Below are 19,105 nucleotides of genomic sequence, written 5' to 3'. Positions count from 1 at the left end.
TTTAAAATAATATTAGTTAGAAATTATTTAGTTTGGAAAAGCAGGGGAACGAAAGGTTTAGGGACAGTATTGGTACGGTAACCGAGGAGGGAAAACGTTCCTGGGTGTATCCCAAGAAACCTTCAGGACCCTTATATAAATACCGAAAATATGTAAGTTATCTGTTACTTGCCTTTCTGGTGTTCGCGCCATTTATTAAAATTAACGGTAACCAGTTTTTAATGTTTAACGTGCTGGAGCGCCGTTTTAATATTTTTAGTTTTCCGTTCTGGCCACAGGATTTCTACCTTTTCGTGATTATTATGCTGATCGGGGTTATTTTTATCGCCCTTTTTACGGTGGCTTTTGGTCGGATTTTCTGCGGTTGGATTTGCCCTCAGACTATTTTTATGGAAATGGTTTTTAGAAGGATAGAATATTGGATTGAAGGAGACCGGGGAAAACAGATCAGGTTAAGCAAACAGGCATGGAACGCAGAAAAAATCAGGAAAAAGGGCACGAAATGGGCTATTTTCTTTGTTGTTTCCTTTTTAATCGCCAATGTATTCCTGGCTTACCTTATTGGTAGCGACCGCTTAGTTCTTTATATACAGGACGGTCCCATGGCCCATTTTAGCACGCTCATCTCCTTACTGATTTTTACCGGAGTTTTTTACTTTGTATTCGCCTGGTTCCGGGAACAGGTGTGCATTATAGCATGTCCTTACGGAAGGCTGCAGGGTGTATTGCTGGATAATAAATCTATTGTGGTGGCTTATGATTATAAGCGGGGGGAAAAAGAAAAGGGTCGTGGAAAATTTAAAAAAAACGAAGATCGCGCAGCTAGCGGGAAAGGTGATTGTATTGATTGTTTTCAGTGCGTAAATGTTTGTCCTACCGGAATAGATATTAGGAATGGAACCCAGTTGGAGTGCGTCAACTGTACAGCATGTATTGATGCTTGCAACGATATCATGGAGGCAGTAGATCTGCCCAAAGGATTGATTCGCTATGCAAGTGAGGAAAATATAGAGAAAAAGACCAGGTTCAAATTTACCGCACGTCTAAAAGGCTATACAGCCGTGCTTTTTATTTTAACCGGAATACTAACTGGGATGTTGTTTTTAAGAAGTGATATTGAAGCCAATATATTGAGATTGCCGGGGCAGTTGTACGAACATAAGGATGGAAATATTATTAGCAATGTATACACCTATAAATTGCTCAATAAAACTTCTAAAGATTATGAAAATGTGCATTTTGAATTAGTTTCCCATAAAGGAAGTATTGAAACGGTTAAAGGAGATATTAAAGTTCCCGCACGCGGCCTGGCCGAAGGAACCCTATTTGTAGAAATTAACGGCAGTGCCCTCAAAGATGAAAAAGATAAACTTGAAATTGAGGTCTACAGTGGTGATGTATTAATTGAAACTGTCCATACCAATTTCATAGGACCGCATAGCTATAATTGAAGTGAGAGGATCGAGGTTGGAAAGTTCCAGGTTCAAAGTTCAAAGTGGGAAGTGAAATTAGAAAACAGAAAACAGAAAACAGAAAACAGAGAATAGGAAAATAGGAAAAACAGAGAACTATAAAATTAACTCTCCACTTTCTAACCTTTAACCTTTTAAACTTGAAAAAACATGAAAATTAACTGGGGAACAGGAATTGTAATAGGAATGGCAGCTTTCATCAGCTTCATCATGTATTTTGTAGTGACGATGATGACCTCAAAAGAGTACGACCACGACCTCGTAGTGGAAGATTATTACAAAGCCGAGTTGCACTACCAGCAGGATATAGATGCGGAAGAAAATGCGCTTGCTATGAAAGAGAATGTTTCGGTTTTGAACCAACGTGGAAACTGGATCGTAGTGCTGCCAGAATCTATCAATCTAGCGGAGATTGTGGGTAACATTAATTTATACCGGCCTTCCAACAAAATGCTGGATTTTGAAATCCCGCTGAAGGATTTAACCTCGCACGAAATTATACTTCCCAATGAAAAAATGATTGATGGCCGTTGGAATTTGAGTGTGAACTGGAAAATTAGAGGGAAGGAATACTTATTCAAAAAAGAGATCCTACACTAAAAAATGTTATTATCAGCCTTCATATTCGGACTTTTGGGTAGTTTTCATTGTGTGGGAATGTGCGGGCCAATCGCATTTTTATTACCGGTGGATCGGGAGAATAATTTCAGGAAAAGCCTTCAAATTTTTCTTTATCACTTCGGAAGGCTTTCCGCATATAGTATTATAGGCCTTGCGTTCGGATTGTTGGGAAAAAGTTTTTCTCTTTTTGGTTTTCAGCAACAACTCTCCATTTTTATAGGAATTTTGATGTTGTTGATCCTATTTCTGCCCGTGAAAACTTTCAATAAATATAATTTCTCAAAACCGGTTTTTAAAATTATTTCAAAGGTAAAAAGAGGTCTTGGAAATGAGCTGAAAAAGAAAAGCCCAGATGTCTTTTTAACCGTTGGGTTCCTCAATGGTTTCTTGCCTTGTGGCCTGGTTTATATGGCGATAATGGGGGCAATCGCAGGGGGTGCGACTCTTTACGGAGGTTTATATATGCTTATTTTTGGTCTGGGCACCATTCCTTTAATGACCGCTGCCATCTGGTTCGGGAATTTTTTATCCGGGAAAATCAGGCAGCATATAAGAAAAACGATACCTGTATTTTTAGGCATCATAGCGGTATTGTTTATTCTACGCGGCTTGGGGCTGGGTATTCCTTATATATCACCAAAACAGCAATCTGAGAAGGTCTCTTCTAAAATTGAATGTCACGTAGAGTGAAGGACAGAATATTGTACACTGCTACTTCCAAATAAAATTCATAAAAACCTTCACTGATTCAATTGTTAAAAATTCATTAATTTTTGTACATTTCAATGCAGATTTATCACTTAAAGATTTAATTAATTGAACATGCTAAATTTCCAATTTGGTTGCGAAATTCCATCCTTTCCTAATTATTTCCGCCTCAATATAATTGCCCTATTGTTTTTGTTTGCAGTTTCTTCTTGTAAGCAAAAGGAGGATACTAAAATTTCAGAAAAGCAAGCGCAGGATTACAGGTTCCAAATTTTACCCCCAGATTCTACCGGGATTAGTTTTAATAACAAACTGGAGGAAACGATGGAATTTAATCCCGTCAATAGTATTTATATGTATAACGGCGCCGGGGTTGGGGTTGGTGACATCAATAATGACGGGCTTCCCGACCTTTTCTTTGCCGGTAATAATGTTTCCTCGCAATTATATTTAAATAAAGGCGATCTTAAGTTTGAAAATATCACTGAAAGTGCGGGGGTTACCACTTCCAGATGGGCCACAGGCGTGAGTATGGTAGATATTAATAATGATGGATACCTGGATATTTATGTTTCCGTAGCCGATAAAAATTATACGGAAAAAGGGGCAAATCTCTTATTTATCAATCAGGGAGATAATACGTTTGTGGAGAAGGCAAAGGAATTTGGCATTGCCGATACAGGTTATTCCACTCAGGGTGAATTTTTCGATTATGACAAAGATGGGGACCTTGATCTTTATGTGCTCACGAATGGGATTGAAAATTTCACCCATAATTCGATACGCAAGCGAAAATTAAAAGGGAACGGGATAAGTACCGATAAACTTTACCGAAATGATGGGGACAAAGGTTTTACCAATGTTTCTGAAGAAGCCGGGATTACTATTGAAGGTTACGGATTGGGAATTGGGATTATGGATGTAAATAATGATGGCTGGCCAGATATTTATTGCTCCAACGATTTTATTACCAATGATTTGCTTTGGGTGAATAATGGTGACGGGACATTTACAGAAAGCCTTGCCACATATTTCACCCAAACTTCACACAACGGGATGGGGATTGATATTGCCGACTTTAATAATGACGGGCTATTGGACCTTGTAGAAATGGATATGTTGCCGGAAGATAACGAGCATAACAAAAAAATGACTCCAGCGGCGAATTACAACAATCAGTTAATGCGTTTTCAGCTCGATTATTTTCCTCAATATGTTCGAAATAGTTTACAGGTGAGAACGGGGCAAGGGAGTTTTGCTGAGGTTGGCCGTTTGGCTGGAATTGAAAAAACCGATTGGAGCTGGGCCCCTTTAATGGCCGATTTTGATAATGATGGCTTGAAAGACCTCTTTATCACCAATGGTTATGGCCGCGATATCACAGATCTGGATTATACCGTAAATACAAATATTACCAGTGCAGCTCCCGGAGACAACAAAAACAGGGAAAAACAGGCTTTTGAACTAATGTCTGATCTTCCCGAAATTAAACTGCCTAATTACTTCTACAAGAATGAAGGGGGCCTCATTTTTTCTGATGCTACTAAAATCTGGAACAATGAGCCCGCGAGTATTTCAAACGGTGCTATTTATAGTGATCTGGATAATGATGGAGATTTGGATTTGGTCACAAATAATACGAATGGCGTAGCCTTTCTGTACCAAAACCTAACTTCAGATAAATTTCCAGACAACGCTAATTATATAAAAATTGAATTATCCGGACCCGAAAAAAATAAGAATGGAATTGGTTCGAAAATTAGCATTTTCACCAAGGATCAGTTTCAAAGACTGGAACAATTCCCGGTGAGAGGATATATTTCTTCCGTAGATTATGTGTTACATGCAGGACTTGGAAAAACGAAAACAATTGATAGTATTTCAATTGAATGGCCTGATGGGAAAGTAGATTTTAAAACTAAAGTTGCTGCCAACCAGAAGATTAGCTTCGATTATAAAAATGCCCTGGAATATTCTGAAAATTCATTAAAAGCTGAAGCTACTTTTTTTACTGAAACCACAGTAGATCTAAAGGGGATTCAGCATAAAGAAGACCTTTTTGTTGATTATCGCGGAGAACCCCTTTTACTGAAAATGCTTTCAAGGGAAGGCCCGGCGATCGCAGTTTCAGATGTTGATGGTGATGGTCTTGATGATTTTTTAATGACTTCAGCAATTGCCGACTCCACTTATATTTATTATCAAAATAGAAATGGAAGCTTTAAAAAAAGCAAAGCTTTGCCTTCTTCATTTAATACTGAAAATCTGGGTGCCCTAATTGCAGATTTTAATGGGGACGGTAAGAAGGATATCTATATTGCTACCGGTGGAAATAATAAATTTTTAGGGCAGGAGGTTTACCGGGACCTCCTTTATTTTCAAACCGAAAATGGGGATTTTGAATTAGCTGAAAATCAACCGCCCGTACTAACCAGTACAGCTGCCGTCACCGCTGCCGATTATGATAATGACGGTGACCTTGATCTTTTTGTGGGAACGAGGATCAAACCGAACACCTATCCGCTAAGTGAGAGAAGTTACATCCTTCAGAACACTAACGGAATTTTCACCGATGTTACCCAAAAAGTAGCGCCATTCTTATTGCAAAGCGGGATGATAACTTCAGCATTATGGACAGATTTTGATAATGATCAAAAAATGGATCTTATAGTGACCGGGGAATGGATGGAAATAAATTTCCTGAAGAATACCGGAGGGAAATTCGAAAATATCACGGCTACTTCGGGAATGCAAAAGATCACCGGATTTTGGAATAGTTTGCAGGGAATGGATGTGGACCGCGACGGGGATATAGATTATCTCGCCGGCAATATGGGTAGGAATGTTTCTTTTGATGTTTCAGCTCAAGAGCCTTTAACGATGATGGCTAAAGATTTTGATGATAACGGTCAAATAGATCCGCTTATTGGGTATTACCTCAACGGAAAAAGTTATCCTTTAGCGACCAGAGACGCGCTGATAAATCAGATTCCGAATATGAAAAAGCGTTTTTATTTGTATAAAGATTATGCAAAAGCTGAATTTAAAGATGTACTAACTCCTGAAGAAAAAAAAGGAGCCTTAAAATTAAATGTAACCGAATTAAGTTCTGGCTGGATTGAAAATCAGGGGAAAGGCAAATTTAAATTTCATGCATTCCCGGTTTGCACTCAGGTGGCGCCGGTTTATGGAATTACTACTTTAGATGTGAATGGTGACGATATCCTGGATGTTGTATTAGCCGGAAACAGAAGGGATTCTGAGGTGTTGGGAGGTTTTATGGATGGTTCTTTTGGGGTGACCTTAATTGGGGATGGAGCAGGCAGGTTTAATTGTGCTGATATGATTAAATCTGGAATTTCAATTCCCGGTGATGCGCGGGGGATTGCTAAAATTAAGATAGGCAATAAACTAAATATTTTAGCAGCGAACAACGATGGGCGAATGCAAAAATTTAGTTTAGAAAAAGAAGAAGATTATATTGAAATTTTTGATGATGAAAATTATGCGATTATTACTACTTCGGAAAAATCCTATAAAGTGGAATTCTATTATGGTTCCGGGTATCTAACCCAGGATTTCAGAAAAATGATTTTGCCGCAGGAATTTATATCTATTGAAATCTACAATACAAAAAACCAATCCAGAATAATTAACCACGAAAATTCCGGACTGGTTGATAATAGAGATTAATAAATATTTTATGCCTGCAGCTTCCTTGAAGGCGAATAACTAATATGATCACTGGACATTGAAAAGTGGAGAAGTGACGCCGGAATATTATTTTCATCCATTCCCAAAGATTTCATATGTTTCAGGATATTTTCCCTTACACACTTTTCAATTTCACCTAAGCGTACGCGGTAAACCGCATTGCGAACATAAATTTTCTCCTGATAGAATAACTTCGTGGTCACATCCAGATCTACAAAGCTACCCAGGTTTTTACTGGACAAGTAGTAATTAAACCGAATCCCTCTTTTCCCTTGCAAAGGCTTTCCTTTGCTTTTGGGAAAATGGATAATTTCCCCGATCTTTTGATAATTCATCTTAAATGAAATGTTTGGTAGGACTTTAAATATAGACGATTGAAAATTAAAATTATAATGTTTTTCGATTTATTTTGAACTTAAATAATTGATTATCAGCAAGCATAATAAATTGTATTATTCAGAAAATTTCCATTCTATGATGATAAAACGGAAAATCCCACTAAAAATTTTCTACCTGATGCATAGTTCCTAACTTTAAAACAAAAAATGAATTTTAGGGAGCTGTTCGATTTTCTCACCGAATTAAATAAGAATAATCATAAGGAATGGATGGATGAGAACCGGAAATGGTATTTCTCGGTTAGGGATAATTTTATCGCCTGGCTGGATGAAATGAACATCAGGCTTTCCCAGATTGATTCGGAATATTCGCCCAACCCGGGACGTAAATCTATCAACAGGATAAATAATAATCTACTCTATCACCCTAATAAACCCATTTATAAAGATCATTTTGGCGCCGGATTGGATATCGAAAAAGCTACAGGAGATTTTTATGTACATCTGGGAATCAATGAGTGTTTTCTTGCCGGAGGATTTTATAAACCACAAAAAAAATACCTGGATAGCATTCGCGCGGCTATAGATTATAATGGTGAAGAATTTAAAAAGATCGTTGATAAGCCTTCTTTTAAAGAAATGTTTGGTGCACTTATGGAAGATGAAAAATTAAAAACTTCGCCCAAAGGCTATTCTATAGATCATAAACATATAGACCTTTTAGTAAATAAGAGTTTTGCGGTATCACATAAGCTAGCCCAAAAAGAAGTCGTAAGTAGCGAATTTGATGATACTGTCCTGAGAGTCTACAGGGAAATGTTACCTTTTAGAAGGTATTTAAATAACGCCGTAAGCGTATAAATATGGAGCTGAAAGATTTTATCCGGGATATTCCAGATTTTCCCAGCAAAGGAATAATGTACAAAGACATAACGCCTTTATTGGCCAATGCAGAAGCAATGCAAACCGCAGTAAATTTATTTCTGAAACAGTTGCCAGACCAAAATATTCAAAAAGTTGTTGGTATCGAATCCAGAGGTTTTTTCTTTGCAACCCTTTTGGCTCAAAAACTCAATGCCGGTTTTGTTCCGGTTAGAAAAAAAGGAAAACTTCCTTATAGAACTTTTAATGAAATTTACAGTTTGGAATATGGAGAAGATGAACTGGAAATTCATGAAGATGCAATTAGGGAAGGAGAGCGGGTGCTTCTGCACGATGATGTCCTGGCAACCGGGGGAACTGCTGCAGCGACCTGTAAACTTATCGAAAAGTGCGGCGGAATAATAGTCCAGTGTAATTTCCTGGTGGGGCTGGATTTTCTGAAGGGAGAAGAGAATTTAAAAAATTATCAGGTTAATTCTTTATTACATTATTAATCCAAAGAATTTTTGGTCACCCAAATCTTCCACCCAATAAGCGCCATTTGAAGTTTATTTGCTTTTGCCAGATCGAAATCTTCTTGCTTAGAATAACTGGGCAGTATTTTCTTGTTGAGACTGGCCAGGGTTTTAAAAAACTTCTTTTTCATGATAGCTCCTTATACCTCAAATATAAAAAAATACAGCCGAACATGGAATTTCATATTCGGCTGTGTTGGACCAGAAGTTTTGCTGGTTAGCTTTTGTTCATAATAGAGATTTTTCCTTCAGCGTCCACACTAACTCCAATGGTACTTAAGCCTTGGTCATTGCTAAAGGTTGAGGTCGCACTGGTCTTGCCTTTAGAAGCGGTAACTTTGATCTGTGAAATATTGCCCGCCGCATTATTTTTAATTTCGGAAAATTGCAATTTTACTCCCAGCTCATTTTCAACTTTTGTTTTAAACTCATGCAGATCTTTTTCAGATTTCGCCGTACGCAGGCTCCATACAATAAACTGAGGTTTGCCCAAGGGTTCCAGTTCGCCGCTATATTCTTTGGTGTAAATTTCTACCACGCCATTTCTGCCTTTTTCTCCATATTTTTCCAGCGCTTCTTCTCCTTTTTTAACATTGATTCGCGCAATATTATCTTCATTTATTTTATCCATATCTGGTTTATCTTTCTGGATTTCACCATCAATCACAAATAAAGGTTCTGGATTGTCCTTATGTGGTCCTACTCTTACCAAAGAATCATTTTGGCTGGCATTGATATTCCCCAGATTTTCAAAAATCTTTTCTTCGGAAAGGGTTTTCTGTATTTCGTCCTTTTCATTTGTGGAAAAAGTCATGCTACTTGTGGTAACACTGTTTTCTTGGGTCGTGGAACTTTTCGAGTTTTGATCGCCCTGTTTCGTGGAAGTGTGCCCAGTGCCCGTGGTTTTTAATTTAGCCTCATCTAAAGTTTTATATCCCATTTGTCCATTTTCATCTTTGTAAAATTTAAAAGATTGTATGCCGTTATCGTTTGCCTGGTTATAGCTACCGGTAACACCCCTTACTGGATCTGCGAAATTCGATTTGATTGCTATAATTTTACCATTTTCATAAACAACATCTTTAAAATTCAAATCCACCCCATCATTAAGAATGAGTTTTGATAACCTTTTTAAAGATTTTTCAGAAGTTTGCGAGGTGACAGTGATAGAAGTGGTGGGGACCTGACCAGTAACTTCCGGCGAATTTTCTAAAGTTTGACTTTTTACCTGTGCTTCTGTTTTTACATTAAACATCAGCATAAAAGCTAAAATACAGGGTGCCAGTAGTATGATCTTCCAGGATGTGTTTTTTCTTTTGTTTTTTGTGTTCAGCATAATGATTCGTTTTTTAATAAATGATTGATAAAAATGATTGGTAAGTGCGGGCCTTAGATCGGCGACGGAAACTTTTACCAGCGCTCGCTGATAATCTTCAATTTTAGAAATATCTTTTACCGCTTCACTATCGGCGATAAATTCCAGATTGTGTTCTATTTCCTTTTTATAAAGCCATATAAAAGGGTTCCACCAGAGCAGACAAGTAGCGAAATTGGCCAGTAAAATATCTACGGAATGGTATTGCCGGGCGTGAATTTTCTCATGCTGAATGATAAGTTGAAGATCTTTTTCTGAATGATTTTCAGGATTGAAAGCAATAAACTTAAAGAATGAAAAGGGTAAATTATCCCCTTTTAAATTAATGTAGGAGAGACCATCGGTTTTCTCCACTTTATTCCGCAAGATCATTTTAAATACCGATTGAAGCTGCAGTAAGAATCTAAATAGAAATACTGCTGAAACCACCAAAAAAGCATATCCAAAAATTGTTAACCAGTTGACTGGATCTTCAGTATGAACAGGTGTTTCGGTCATATTTAATGGAGCAGAAGGAGAAATGATTACAGGAATTTCCACGATCACTTTTCTGGTAAAGTATATAGCCGGAAGTATGGCTGATGTGAAAATTCCGGATAAGAGAAATTTTCGGTTTAGATAAAAGTTATTATCCCGCCTGAGTAATACGATATACCCAATATAAAAAAGCGGAATCACAGCGGCGCTTTTCGCGATATAGATCAAAAAACTTTCCATCATTTTTTCTTTTTTTCAATGATTTCCAAAATTTCCCGAAGCTCTTTAGCACTTACCTTTTCCTCCTTTGCAAAATAGGAAACAACACTTTTAAATGAATTATCAAAGAATTTTTTGGTCGCCAGATTCATAAATTGTTTCCTGTATTCTTCCTTAGAAACTAGTGGATAGTATTGGTGGGTTTTTCCAAAGGCCTTATAGGCAACATACCCCTTTTCTTCAAGATTTCGCACCATGGTGGAAACTGTATTATAATGCAGGTTTTGATCTTTCACTTTTTCAAGGATTTCCTTTACAAAAGCTTTTTTTAGATCCCATAAAACCCGTAAGATCTCTTCTTCTTTATTTGTTAGTTTTTCCATCTTGAATTTATAAGCAATTAATTATTTCAAATATAACGAAGAAAATAGTTGTAAAACTATAATTATAGTTATTTTCTTTTTTCTTCTTTCCAAATCTATTAATTTATCTTCGTGAAAATTTAGACTATGAGTGTTGTTTACCTGATTTTAGGATTTATTTTATTGGTAGTAGGAGGAGAGTTTCTAGTTAGATCATCGGTGGCCTTATCACTCAAATTAAATATTTCCAAAATGGTAATCGGGTTAACTGTGGTTTCTTTTGCTACTTCGGCTCCGGAACTTTTGGTAAGTCTACAGGCGGCGCTTACAGGATTTTCAGATATCTCTTTGGGAAATGTCATAGGTTCAAATATTGCTAATATCGCCTTAGTATTAGGAATAACGGCAATGGTAAGTCCGCTGTTAATAGATCGTGATTTTTATAAGATCAACTGGCCGGTAATGATGGTTTTTTCCATATTGCTCTATTACTTTTTAAATAATGACAGAGTTCTAACCCGGCTTGAAGGTATTATTTTATTGGTGGGCCTGGGCTTATATCTATTCTTTTTAATTAGACGATCCAGAAGAGATAATATCATTTCAACTGAAGAAGTCGATGATTCGCTGGCCGTCGTATCGAATTTTAAAATGATCGTCTGGTTGATTATAGGAATGTTGGCACTTTATTTTGGCTCAGAATTACTGGTGACCGGTGCCGTAAATCTTGCGACACAAATGGGTGTAAGTGAAAGGGTAATTTCAGTAACGATGATCGCTGTGGGAACAAGCGTACCCGAATTAGCCGCCTCTTTGATCGCTGCCATTAAAAAAGAAAAGGCAATTTCACTTGGGAATTTGATAGGTTCAAATATCTTCAATATCGCTTCAGTTTTAGGACTCACCTCTTTAATCCAACCAATTATTGTAGATTCAGAAAAGCTCTTAACCAATGATATTCTATGGATGCTGGGTGTGTCATTTATAATCCTGCCCCTGGCTTTTATTCCGAAGCGATATGAAATTAGCAGATATAAAGGTTTTATACTGGTTGCAGGGTATTGTATTTTTGTAAGTCTTGCCTTTATGAACTAAAAAAATGCCTGATTTCTCCTACATTTCATTTATTCCGCCCTGCATTCCACTAATTTTAGTAAAAAAAATCTAATAATATCCTTCATTACGCCGAAAAACGTGAATTTTAAACAATTTTTTTTTTAATACGTTTATTTTAATTCCTTTTAATTTTTTTATGGAGAAGGGAAACTTCTAATTACATATAATAGATTCTTCCGGGCTTTTTATTTTCATATTTTAAATAAAACCGTATTAAATTATATAATTTTCAAAAAATGAATATTTCAAGCATCCCCTTTCAGAATAAGGGGTCTAAATAAAATTCCATCAAAATTTTAAATAATACACCCCTAAATTTAATGGGCATAAAACATTTAACATTATATATTAGGCGTCTAATAAAAAATATATAATTTTGAAGTTCATTTTTAATAACCAATAGAAACAAAAAATGTCAACACTTAGATTTCAAGCCTTAAAAGAAGCTTTAAACAGGGAACCTGTAAAGGTGATTGAGCCTGGAAGAAGATCTGAAATTTTCTCTTCACATGTTTTCAACGAATCTATAATGCAACAGTTCCTTACCAAAGAGGCGCAAAAAAGTGTTATGGAGGCCATGCTTACGGGAAAGAAAATAGATCGCAATGTAGCTGAACATATTTCATCTGGAATGAAAGAATGGGCAATCTCTAAAGGGGCGACACACTATACCCACTGGTTTCAGCCTTTGACTGGTGCTACTGCCGAAAAGCATGATGCTTTTTTTGAGCCTACAAGCCAGGGAAATGCTATTGAAAAGTTTGGGGGGGGAGCCCTGGTACAACAAGAACCAGATGCTTCCAGTTTTCCAAATGGAGGGATAAGAAATACATTTGAAGCAAGGGGCTATACGGCATGGGATCCAACATCCCCCGCTTTTATATGGGGGACTACCCTTTGTATCCCTACGGTATTTGTTTCATATACAGGTGAAGCACTAGATAACAAAACCCCTTTATTACGGGCATTGCAGGCTATAGATCAGTCGGCCACTGCGGTAGTAAAATATTTTGATAAAAATGTAAAAAAGGTAAATGCTACCCTGGGATGGGAACAGGAATATTTCCTTATCGATTCGTCTTTAGTGGCATCAAGGCCTGATATTTTATTGACTGGAAGAACCTTACTTGGCCATTCCCCGCCAAAAGGCCAGCAATTGGATGATCATTATTTTGGTTCTATTCCTTCAAGGGCCATCGCTTTTATGATGGATTTGGAAATAGAATGTATGAGACTGGGTATTCCGGTTAAAACACGACATAATGAGGTAGCTCCAAACCAGTTTGAACTTGCCCCTATTTTCGAAGAGGCAAACCTGGCAGTAGATCACAACTCCCTAATTATGGATGTGATGAAAAAAGTGGGGGAGAGACATCATCTTTCAGTATTAATGCATGAAAAACCATTTGCCGGAATTAACGGTAGTGGAAAACATAATAACTGGTCTTTGGCGACAGATACGGGAGTAAATTTACTTTCTCCAGGTTCTACACCAATGAAGAACCTTCAGTTCTTAACCTTTTTTATCAATACGATAAAGGCGGTTTATGATTATGAGGAATTAATGCGAGCTTCTATTGCCAGTGCTTCCAATGACCACCGTCTTGGTGCCAATGAAGCGCCTCCGGCAATTATTTCAGTATTTATAGGTACACAACTCACTGCCGTACTGGACGAGCTTGAAAAAGTGACCAATGGCAAACTTTCGCCACAGGAAAAAACAGACCTTAAACTGAACGTAGTGGGAAAAATTCCTGAAATCCTATTGGATAATACAGATAGGAACAGGACTTCTCCCTTTGCCTTTACCGGAAACAAATTTGAGTTCCGTGCGGTTGGATCTATTGCGAATTGTGCCAATGCCATGACCGTACTAAACAGTATTGTCGCAAAACAACTGAAAGATTTCAAAGTTGAGGTAGATAAGCTTATCAAGGACAAGAAAATGAAGAAAGATGATGCCATCTTTAATGTCCTGAGGGAATACATCAAGAAATCCAAGAAAGTTCGTTTTGAAGGTGACGGTTATGGTGAAGCCTGGGAAAAAGAAGCAAAAAAACGTGGTTTAAGCAATAATAAAACTACCCCGCTGGCTTTAAGGGATAGAGTGTCCAAAAGAACAATTGCACTTTTTGAGGAATTGGATGTGATGAATAAAGTGGAGATTGAAGCCCGTCATGAAATTGAACTGGAAGAATATTCTAAAAGAATTCAGATAGAAGGTAGGATCCTGGGGGATATTGCCAGGAATCATGTAATCCCAACAGCGGTTAGGTACCAGAACATTCTTATAAGGAACGTCACCGGACTTAAAGAGATCTACGGAAAGGATTTCAAGAAACAGGCGAAAGAACAAATGGAAATTATTGAAAGTATTTCTGAACATATCGCTACCATTAATAGCAAAGTGAATGCTATGATCGAGGCCCGTAAAAAAGCCAATAAGATAGAAGATGTAGAGAAGCATGCGATTTCGTACTGTGATGAGGTAAAACCTTATTTTGAAGAAATACGTTATCACTGTGATAAACTGGAATTATTAGTAGATGATGAACTTTGGCCTTTAACAAAATATAGAGAGTTATTGTTTACGAAATAATTTTCTAAACTCTGAAGGAAAGCCGCGCCCAAAAGCGCGGCTTTTTTGTTTAAAATCCAGCAATAATTGAATAGAACTATTTAAACTATTTATCTTTGAAAATTCTAAATAATTCAGATGAGCCAGGAAATAAGTAAAAGATATGCCGGTCGCGGAGTATCTGCCGGGAAAGAAGACGTTCACAAAGCGATCAAAAATGTGGACAAAGGTTTGTTCCCGAAAGCATTTTGCAAAATAGTTCCTGATCATTTAACCGGGAGTGAAGATCATTGCCTGGTCATGCATGCTGATGGGGCGGGCACCAAATCTTCCCTTGCCTATATGTACTGGAAAGAAACCGGGGATATTTCAGTTTGGAAAGGAATTGCCCAGGATGCTTTGATCATGAATATCGATGACCTGCTTTGTGTGGGCGCGACCGATACTATTTTACTTTCTTCCACCATTGGCAGGAATAAAAATCTAATCCCGGGAGAAGTAATTTCAGCAATTATTAATGGAACCGAAGAATTAATTGCAGAGCTGAAAGATTTTGGTGTAGAAATCCATTCTACCGGTGGAGAAACCGCAGATGTTGGAGACCTTGTAAGGACGATTATTGTGGATTCCACGGTTACTGCCCGGATGGAAAAAGCCAAAGTGATTGATAATGCCAATATCCAACCTGGAAATGTAATCGTGGGTTTGGCTTCTTTCGGCCAGGCTACTTATGAAAAAGAGTATAACGGAGGGATGGGGAGTAATGGGTTGACCTCTGCTCGTCACGATGTTTTTTCAAAAATTTTAGCGGATAAATTTCCGGAAAGCTTCGATGCTTCCATACCTGATGCTCTTGTTTATTCAGGGACCAAAAAATTAACTGATAAAGTCGAAGGCAGCCCGCTGGACGCAGGAAAACTGGTGTTATCTCCCACCAGAACCTATGCGCCAGTCGTGAAAAAGGTGTTGGATGAAATTGGGAATAAAAATATAAATGGTATGGTGCACTGCAGCGGTGGTGCCCAAACTAAAATTCTCCATTTCATTGATAACCTTCATATTATAAAGGATAATTTATTTGAAACTCCGCCACTCTTTAAATTAATTCAGGAGGAAAGTAAAACAGATTGGAAAGAAATGTACCAGGTTTTTAATATGGGCCATCGTATGGAGTTTTATGTCGCCCCAGAAATAGCCGAAAAGATTATTGTTATTGCGAAAGATTTTAATATTGATGCCCAAATTGTTGGCAAAGTTGAGGCTTCAGAAGAAAAGAAACTCACCATCAAGAGCGAGTACGGTATCTTCGAGTATTAGCAATAACCTAAACCCTTTAATGCTTCTTTATCGGCAATCTTTTTGATATTTCCGTTTTTTAGAAAATAGAGATCATCTGAGATTTCAACAATATCGTGATACATATGATCTGAGATAACGATCCCTTTATTTTCTTTTTCCGCAGTCATTTCTTTTTTAATAATTTCAATATAAAGTGGGGAAAGGTGCGTAAAAGGTTCGTCAAGAAGGACCAATTCCGCAGGTGATTTTAAAATGAGCCATACCGAAATTAACCTTTTTTCTCCTCCTGAAAGTTTCCCGATTTTTTCTGAACTGTATTTTTCGAAACTTGGAAAAGTCTGAACAAAATAACTCCACTCCACCTCGAAAAAATTAAATATTTTCTTGAAATTGATATTATTGGGAAGAAAGTCATGTTGAGGTAATAGCTTAACCCGATGTTTCTTGTACAATGGCTTCAGTGTACCCTGATCATTAATTCTTACCAATTTATTATGACAGTTTAAATTTCCGAAAAAAACACGCATTAAACTGGATTTCCCGCTACCATTCGGTCCTAGTAACCCGGTGATTTTACCTGTTTCAGCTTTAAAATAAATGCTGTAAAGAACCTGTTTTTGCCCAAAGTAAAGTTCTACGTTGTCCAGTTCAAATTTCATATAAACTGTTTGAATAGTTTAAAAATTATAATGCTAACGAGTAGATCTATAAAAAAAACCAGAAAAAATAGTTTACGCGGGCTTAGGCGGAAATTTCTATAGAAAAGAAAGTAATCATCTTTTACCATAAATAATAAATAGGCAAAATACAGCGCTAGCAGAATGAGTTTAATGAACACTATAGCTTCGAGGGGATAATGTAAAAATGAAAGAAAAATGGAGAGGAGCACGGAAGTGAGCCCTAATTTTCTATAGAAAAGAAATCCGAGTCTGCTGTTAATTCGTATAAATCTCAAAAGAAGTACATATATTTCGATCCCTTAAATCTAATTATTACCTACTTACATGAAAAATTCCTTACTGGTTTTAGGAATATTTCTGGTGCTGCTCAATTTTGTCCTGATGTATTTTTTTGACGAATCTATGAGCAGGTTCGCCAGATTTGCATCTACTTTAATATTCTTCCTAATTTATACAATTAATATTAAACCGAAAACTAGACCGGTGCTGGTCTTTTCGTTATTGCTTATTTGTGACCTTGCGCTCATATTTTACGAAGATCCATTATTTAAAACCCTGGCTTATATTTCAAGGATTTTCGCCTATGGAGTCTTGATGAGGCATGTTGGAAGTGAACTTAAAAAGATAAAATTTGGAAAATTCCAGGTGATCACCACCACCCTGGTAATTGCAATAAATCTTTATATGGTTGCCCATCTTGTGGAAATGGTTCCGGAGGCCACGGAATATCTTTTCTTTACTATTTTATTCTATGCCTACGTATTGATGATTTTTATCCTGGCGATAGTTGCTCTTTCTTATCACAGCAGATATTTAAATCTTAAATCATTTTATTATTTATGTGCGAGCTTAGGATTGATATTCTCAGATTTGCTCTACTACATTTCATACTACCTGCAATTCGAATTTTTCAGTTATGCTGATAGATTTTTTAATATTATCGGGATGATGTGCCTGGTTTTATTTTTATCTATCAAAAAAGGAAATGAACATACTGAAAATCAAACTTTCGCCTTTATAAAATAATCCTATATATACTGTACTCTTTCTGGTTTTTTCTTATATCACCTCCTTTATTGCCTATTACCTTAATTTCATCGAGTTTTATTATACTGCTAGGTTTTCTATATTTTAGCCCTTTCCGCCTTGGTAGTATTTGCTTCCTCAACCAGGGACCATCAAGCTGTCCCAGAAATGGAGTCGCTTTAAAGGTTTCTCCTGAATTTCTAACAAATTATCGTAAATTTGCTATCCTAAATTCAGCAATTATATATGATAGACAGGCTTAATATCATTAAACAGCGTTTTGATGAGGTGAACGATTTGATCATCCAGCCGGATGTGATTTCAGATCAGAAAAGATATATTGAGTTAAATAAAGAATACAAAGATTTACGGGCTTTAATGAATGAGCGCGAGAAATATATTCAGCTTACGGAAAATATGCATGAAGCTGAAGAAATTATTGCAGATGGAAGTGATCCTGAAATGACCGAAATGGCCAAGATGCAACTGGACGAAGCTAAGTCACAAATTCCTGAACTGGAAGAAAAAATTAGGGTGATGCTTATTCCAAAAGATCCTGAAGATGCTAAAAACGTGGTGATGGAAATTCGTGCGGGAACCGGTGGCGATGAAGCCAGTATATTTGCCGGGGACCTTTATCGAATGTATACTAAATATGTGGAAGGCAGAGGTTGGAAGCATAACATCGTAGATTTTAGTGAGGGAACCAGTGGAGGTTTCAAAGAGATGATTTTTGAAGTTTCCGGAGAAGATGTTTATGGCACAATGAAATTTGAAGCAGGAGTTCACCGTGTGCAGCGGGTACCCCAAACAGAAACTCAGGGACGGGTGCATACTTCCGCAGCAACGGTGATGGTTTTACCGGAAGCGGAAGAGTTTGATGTGGAAATCGATCCAAAAGACGTACGTATCGATTATTTCTGTTCGTCGGGTCCTGGAGGCCAGTCGGTGAATACCACCTATTCTGCTGTACGTTTAACGCATGTGCCTACGGGTTTGGTAGCTCAGTGTCAGGATCAAAAATCGCAGCATAAGAATAAAGAAAAAGCGTTTCGCGTGTTACGTTCAAGATTGTACGAACAGGAACTTGCCAAAAAGATGGAAGCAGATGCCGCCAAGCGAAATTCCATGGTTTCCAGTGGAGACCGTAGCGCGAAGATTAGAACCTACAATTATGCGCAGAGCCGGGTGACAGATCACCGAATCAATTTGACCCTTTACGATCTTTCCAATATTATCAATGGGGATATTCAGAAGATTATCGATGAACTCCAATTAGCTGAAAACACTGAAAAACTGAAGGAGAATTCAGATATTCTTTAAACTCATGAGAAGTTGAAGTTGGAAGTTGGAAGTTGGAAGTTGGAAGTTGCTGGAGGCTGGAGGCTGGAGGCTGGAGTGAAAAAGTTAAATCATACGTCACTGCGAAGGAGCATAGCGACTGAAGCAGTCTCATGATTGAAGGGAAGAAGAGATTGCTTCGCTTCGCTCACAATGACGTACTGGATTCAAGGTTCAAAATTCCAAATTCAGAGTTGAAAGTTTTAAGTTGAAAAGTATTCAAAAATCTTTGTAGGGTATTTTTTAAATTTTTATTTTCTGATAACTGATAACTGATAACTGATAACTGATAACTGATAACTGATAACTGATAACTGATAACTGATAACTGATAACTGATAACTGATAACTGATAACTGATAACTGATAACTGATAACTGAT

Annotated in this window: 17 protein-coding genes; 11 read left to right on the top strand and 6 right to left on the bottom strand. The window is 37.3% G+C overall.

The window, feature by feature from the left end:
* Nucleotides 1–32 precede the first annotated feature (32 nt).
* From ccoG to DHD80_RS17670, 4 genes are all read left to right on the top strand, one after another.
* A complete protein-coding gene (gene ccoG, locus DHD80_RS17685) occupies nucleotides 33–1,451 on the top strand; it encodes a cytochrome c oxidase accessory protein CcoG (RefSeq protein ID WP_251742795.1) in 1,419 nt (472 codons plus the stop codon).
* Nucleotides 1,452–1,622: 171 nt separating this feature from the next.
* A complete protein-coding gene (locus DHD80_RS17680; RefSeq protein WP_251742794.1) occupies nucleotides 1,623–2,072 on the top strand; it encodes a FixH family protein in 450 nt (149 codons plus the stop codon).
* 3 nt (nucleotides 2,073–2,075) lie between these two features.
* Nucleotides 2,076–2,783: a sulfite exporter TauE/SafE family protein gene (locus tag DHD80_RS17675; RefSeq protein WP_251742793.1), complete on the top strand. Its 708-nt coding sequence runs from the start codon at nucleotides 2,076–2,078 to the stop codon at nucleotides 2,781–2,783.
* A 132-nt stretch (nucleotides 2,784–2,915) separates the two neighbouring features.
* Nucleotides 2,916–6,494, top strand: coding sequence for a VCBS repeat-containing protein (locus DHD80_RS17670; RefSeq protein ID WP_251742792.1), 3,579 nt, complete (start codon nucleotides 2,916–2,918; stop codon nucleotides 6,492–6,494).
* An 8-nt stretch (nucleotides 6,495–6,502) separates the two neighbouring features.
* Here the strand turns inward: DHD80_RS17670 and DHD80_RS17665 are convergent, their stop codons facing one another.
* The gene (locus DHD80_RS17665; protein WP_251742791.1) at nucleotides 6,503–6,850 is read right to left on the bottom strand and encodes a hypothetical protein; all 348 of its coding nucleotides are present in this window, start codon (nucleotides 6,848–6,850) and stop codon (nucleotides 6,503–6,505) included.
* 210 nt (nucleotides 6,851–7,060) lie between these two features.
* Here DHD80_RS17665 and DHD80_RS17660 point away from each other — a divergent pair, with 210 nt between their 5' ends.
* Together DHD80_RS17660 and DHD80_RS17655 are read left to right on the top strand one after the other, a co-directional pair.
* A complete protein-coding gene (locus DHD80_RS17660; RefSeq protein WP_251742790.1) occupies nucleotides 7,061–7,714 on the top strand; it encodes a DUF2461 domain-containing protein in 654 nt (217 codons plus the stop codon).
* A 2-nt stretch (nucleotides 7,715–7,716) separates the two neighbouring features.
* Nucleotides 7,717–8,229, top strand: a complete 513-nt coding sequence (locus DHD80_RS17655) for an adenine phosphoribosyltransferase (protein WP_251742789.1) — start codon at nucleotides 7,717–7,719, stop codon at nucleotides 8,227–8,229.
* Here the strand turns inward: DHD80_RS17655 and DHD80_RS17650 are convergent.
* From DHD80_RS17650 to DHD80_RS17640, 3 genes are all read right to left on the bottom strand, one after another.
* Nucleotides 8,226–8,381: an SsrA-binding protein gene (locus DHD80_RS17650; RefSeq protein WP_251742788.1), complete on the bottom strand. Its 156-nt coding sequence runs from the start codon at nucleotides 8,379–8,381 to the stop codon at nucleotides 8,226–8,228. The two genes, DHD80_RS17655 and DHD80_RS17650, sit on opposite strands and share 4 nt — an antisense overlap.
* 86 nt (nucleotides 8,382–8,467) lie before the next feature.
* The gene (locus tag DHD80_RS17645) at nucleotides 8,468–10,345 is read right to left on the bottom strand and encodes a M56 family metallopeptidase (RefSeq protein ID WP_251742787.1); all 1,878 of its coding nucleotides are present in this window, start codon (nucleotides 10,343–10,345) and stop codon (nucleotides 8,468–8,470) included.
* Nucleotides 10,342–10,704, bottom strand: a complete 363-nt coding sequence (locus tag DHD80_RS17640; protein ID WP_251742786.1) for a BlaI/MecI/CopY family transcriptional regulator — start codon at nucleotides 10,702–10,704, stop codon at nucleotides 10,342–10,344. Before DHD80_RS17640 ends, DHD80_RS17645 begins: the two co-directional genes overlap by 4 nt.
* A gap of 126 nt (nucleotides 10,705–10,830) precedes the next feature.
* On the opposite strand from DHD80_RS17640, the gene DHD80_RS17635 reads away from it, so the two are divergent.
* The 3 genes from DHD80_RS17635 to DHD80_RS17625 all read left to right on the top strand — a co-directional run bounded on the left by DHD80_RS17635 (nucleotide 10,831) and on the right by DHD80_RS17625 (nucleotide 15,694).
* Nucleotides 10,831–11,778 (top strand): calcium/sodium antiporter, encoded by a 948-nt coding sequence (locus DHD80_RS17635; RefSeq protein WP_251742785.1) that lies wholly within the window; start codon nucleotides 10,831–10,833, stop codon nucleotides 11,776–11,778.
* A gap of 433 nt (nucleotides 11,779–12,211) precedes the next feature.
* Complete coding sequence (locus DHD80_RS17630; RefSeq protein ID WP_251742784.1) at nucleotides 12,212–14,398, top strand: glutamine synthetase III; 2,187 nt, start codon at nucleotides 12,212–12,214, stop codon at nucleotides 14,396–14,398.
* A 117-nt stretch (nucleotides 14,399–14,515) separates the two neighbouring features.
* The gene (locus DHD80_RS17625) at nucleotides 14,516–15,694 is read left to right on the top strand and encodes an AIR synthase related protein (RefSeq protein ID WP_251742783.1); all 1,179 of its coding nucleotides are present in this window, start codon (nucleotides 14,516–14,518) and stop codon (nucleotides 15,692–15,694) included.
* On the opposite strand, the gene DHD80_RS17620 is transcribed toward DHD80_RS17625, so the two are convergent.
* A complete protein-coding gene (locus tag DHD80_RS17620) occupies nucleotides 15,691–16,335 on the bottom strand; it encodes an ATP-binding cassette domain-containing protein (RefSeq protein WP_251742782.1) in 645 nt (214 codons plus the stop codon). The genes DHD80_RS17625 and DHD80_RS17620 overlap by 4 nt on opposite strands.
* 345 nt (nucleotides 16,336–16,680) lie before the next feature.
* On the opposite strand from DHD80_RS17620, the gene DHD80_RS17615 reads away from it, so the two are divergent.
* Together DHD80_RS17615 and prfA are read left to right on the top strand one after the other, a co-directional pair.
* Entirely contained in the window at nucleotides 16,681–17,382 is a 702-nt protein-coding gene (locus DHD80_RS17615; protein ID WP_251742781.1) for a hypothetical protein, read from the top strand.
* Between the two features lie 246 nt (nucleotides 17,383–17,628).
* Complete coding sequence (gene prfA, locus DHD80_RS17610; RefSeq protein WP_251742780.1) at nucleotides 17,629–18,705, top strand: peptide chain release factor 1; 1,077 nt, start codon at nucleotides 17,629–17,631, stop codon at nucleotides 18,703–18,705.
* Between the two features lie 166 nt (nucleotides 18,706–18,871).
* On the opposite strand, the gene DHD80_RS17605 is transcribed toward prfA, so the two are convergent.
* Nucleotides 18,872–19,105, bottom strand: a 234-nt coding sequence (locus DHD80_RS17605) for a hypothetical protein (RefSeq protein ID WP_251742779.1), incomplete at its 5' end; no start/stop codon positions are given.

The organism is Gramella sp. AN32 (assembly GCF_023718305.1).
Taxonomy (GTDB): Bacteria; Bacteroidota; Bacteroidia; order Flavobacteriales; family Flavobacteriaceae; genus Christiangramia; species Christiangramia antarctica.
The sequence above is the reverse complement of the archived record's forward strand: the minus strand, read 5'-3'. Positions and strand labels throughout refer to the sequence as shown.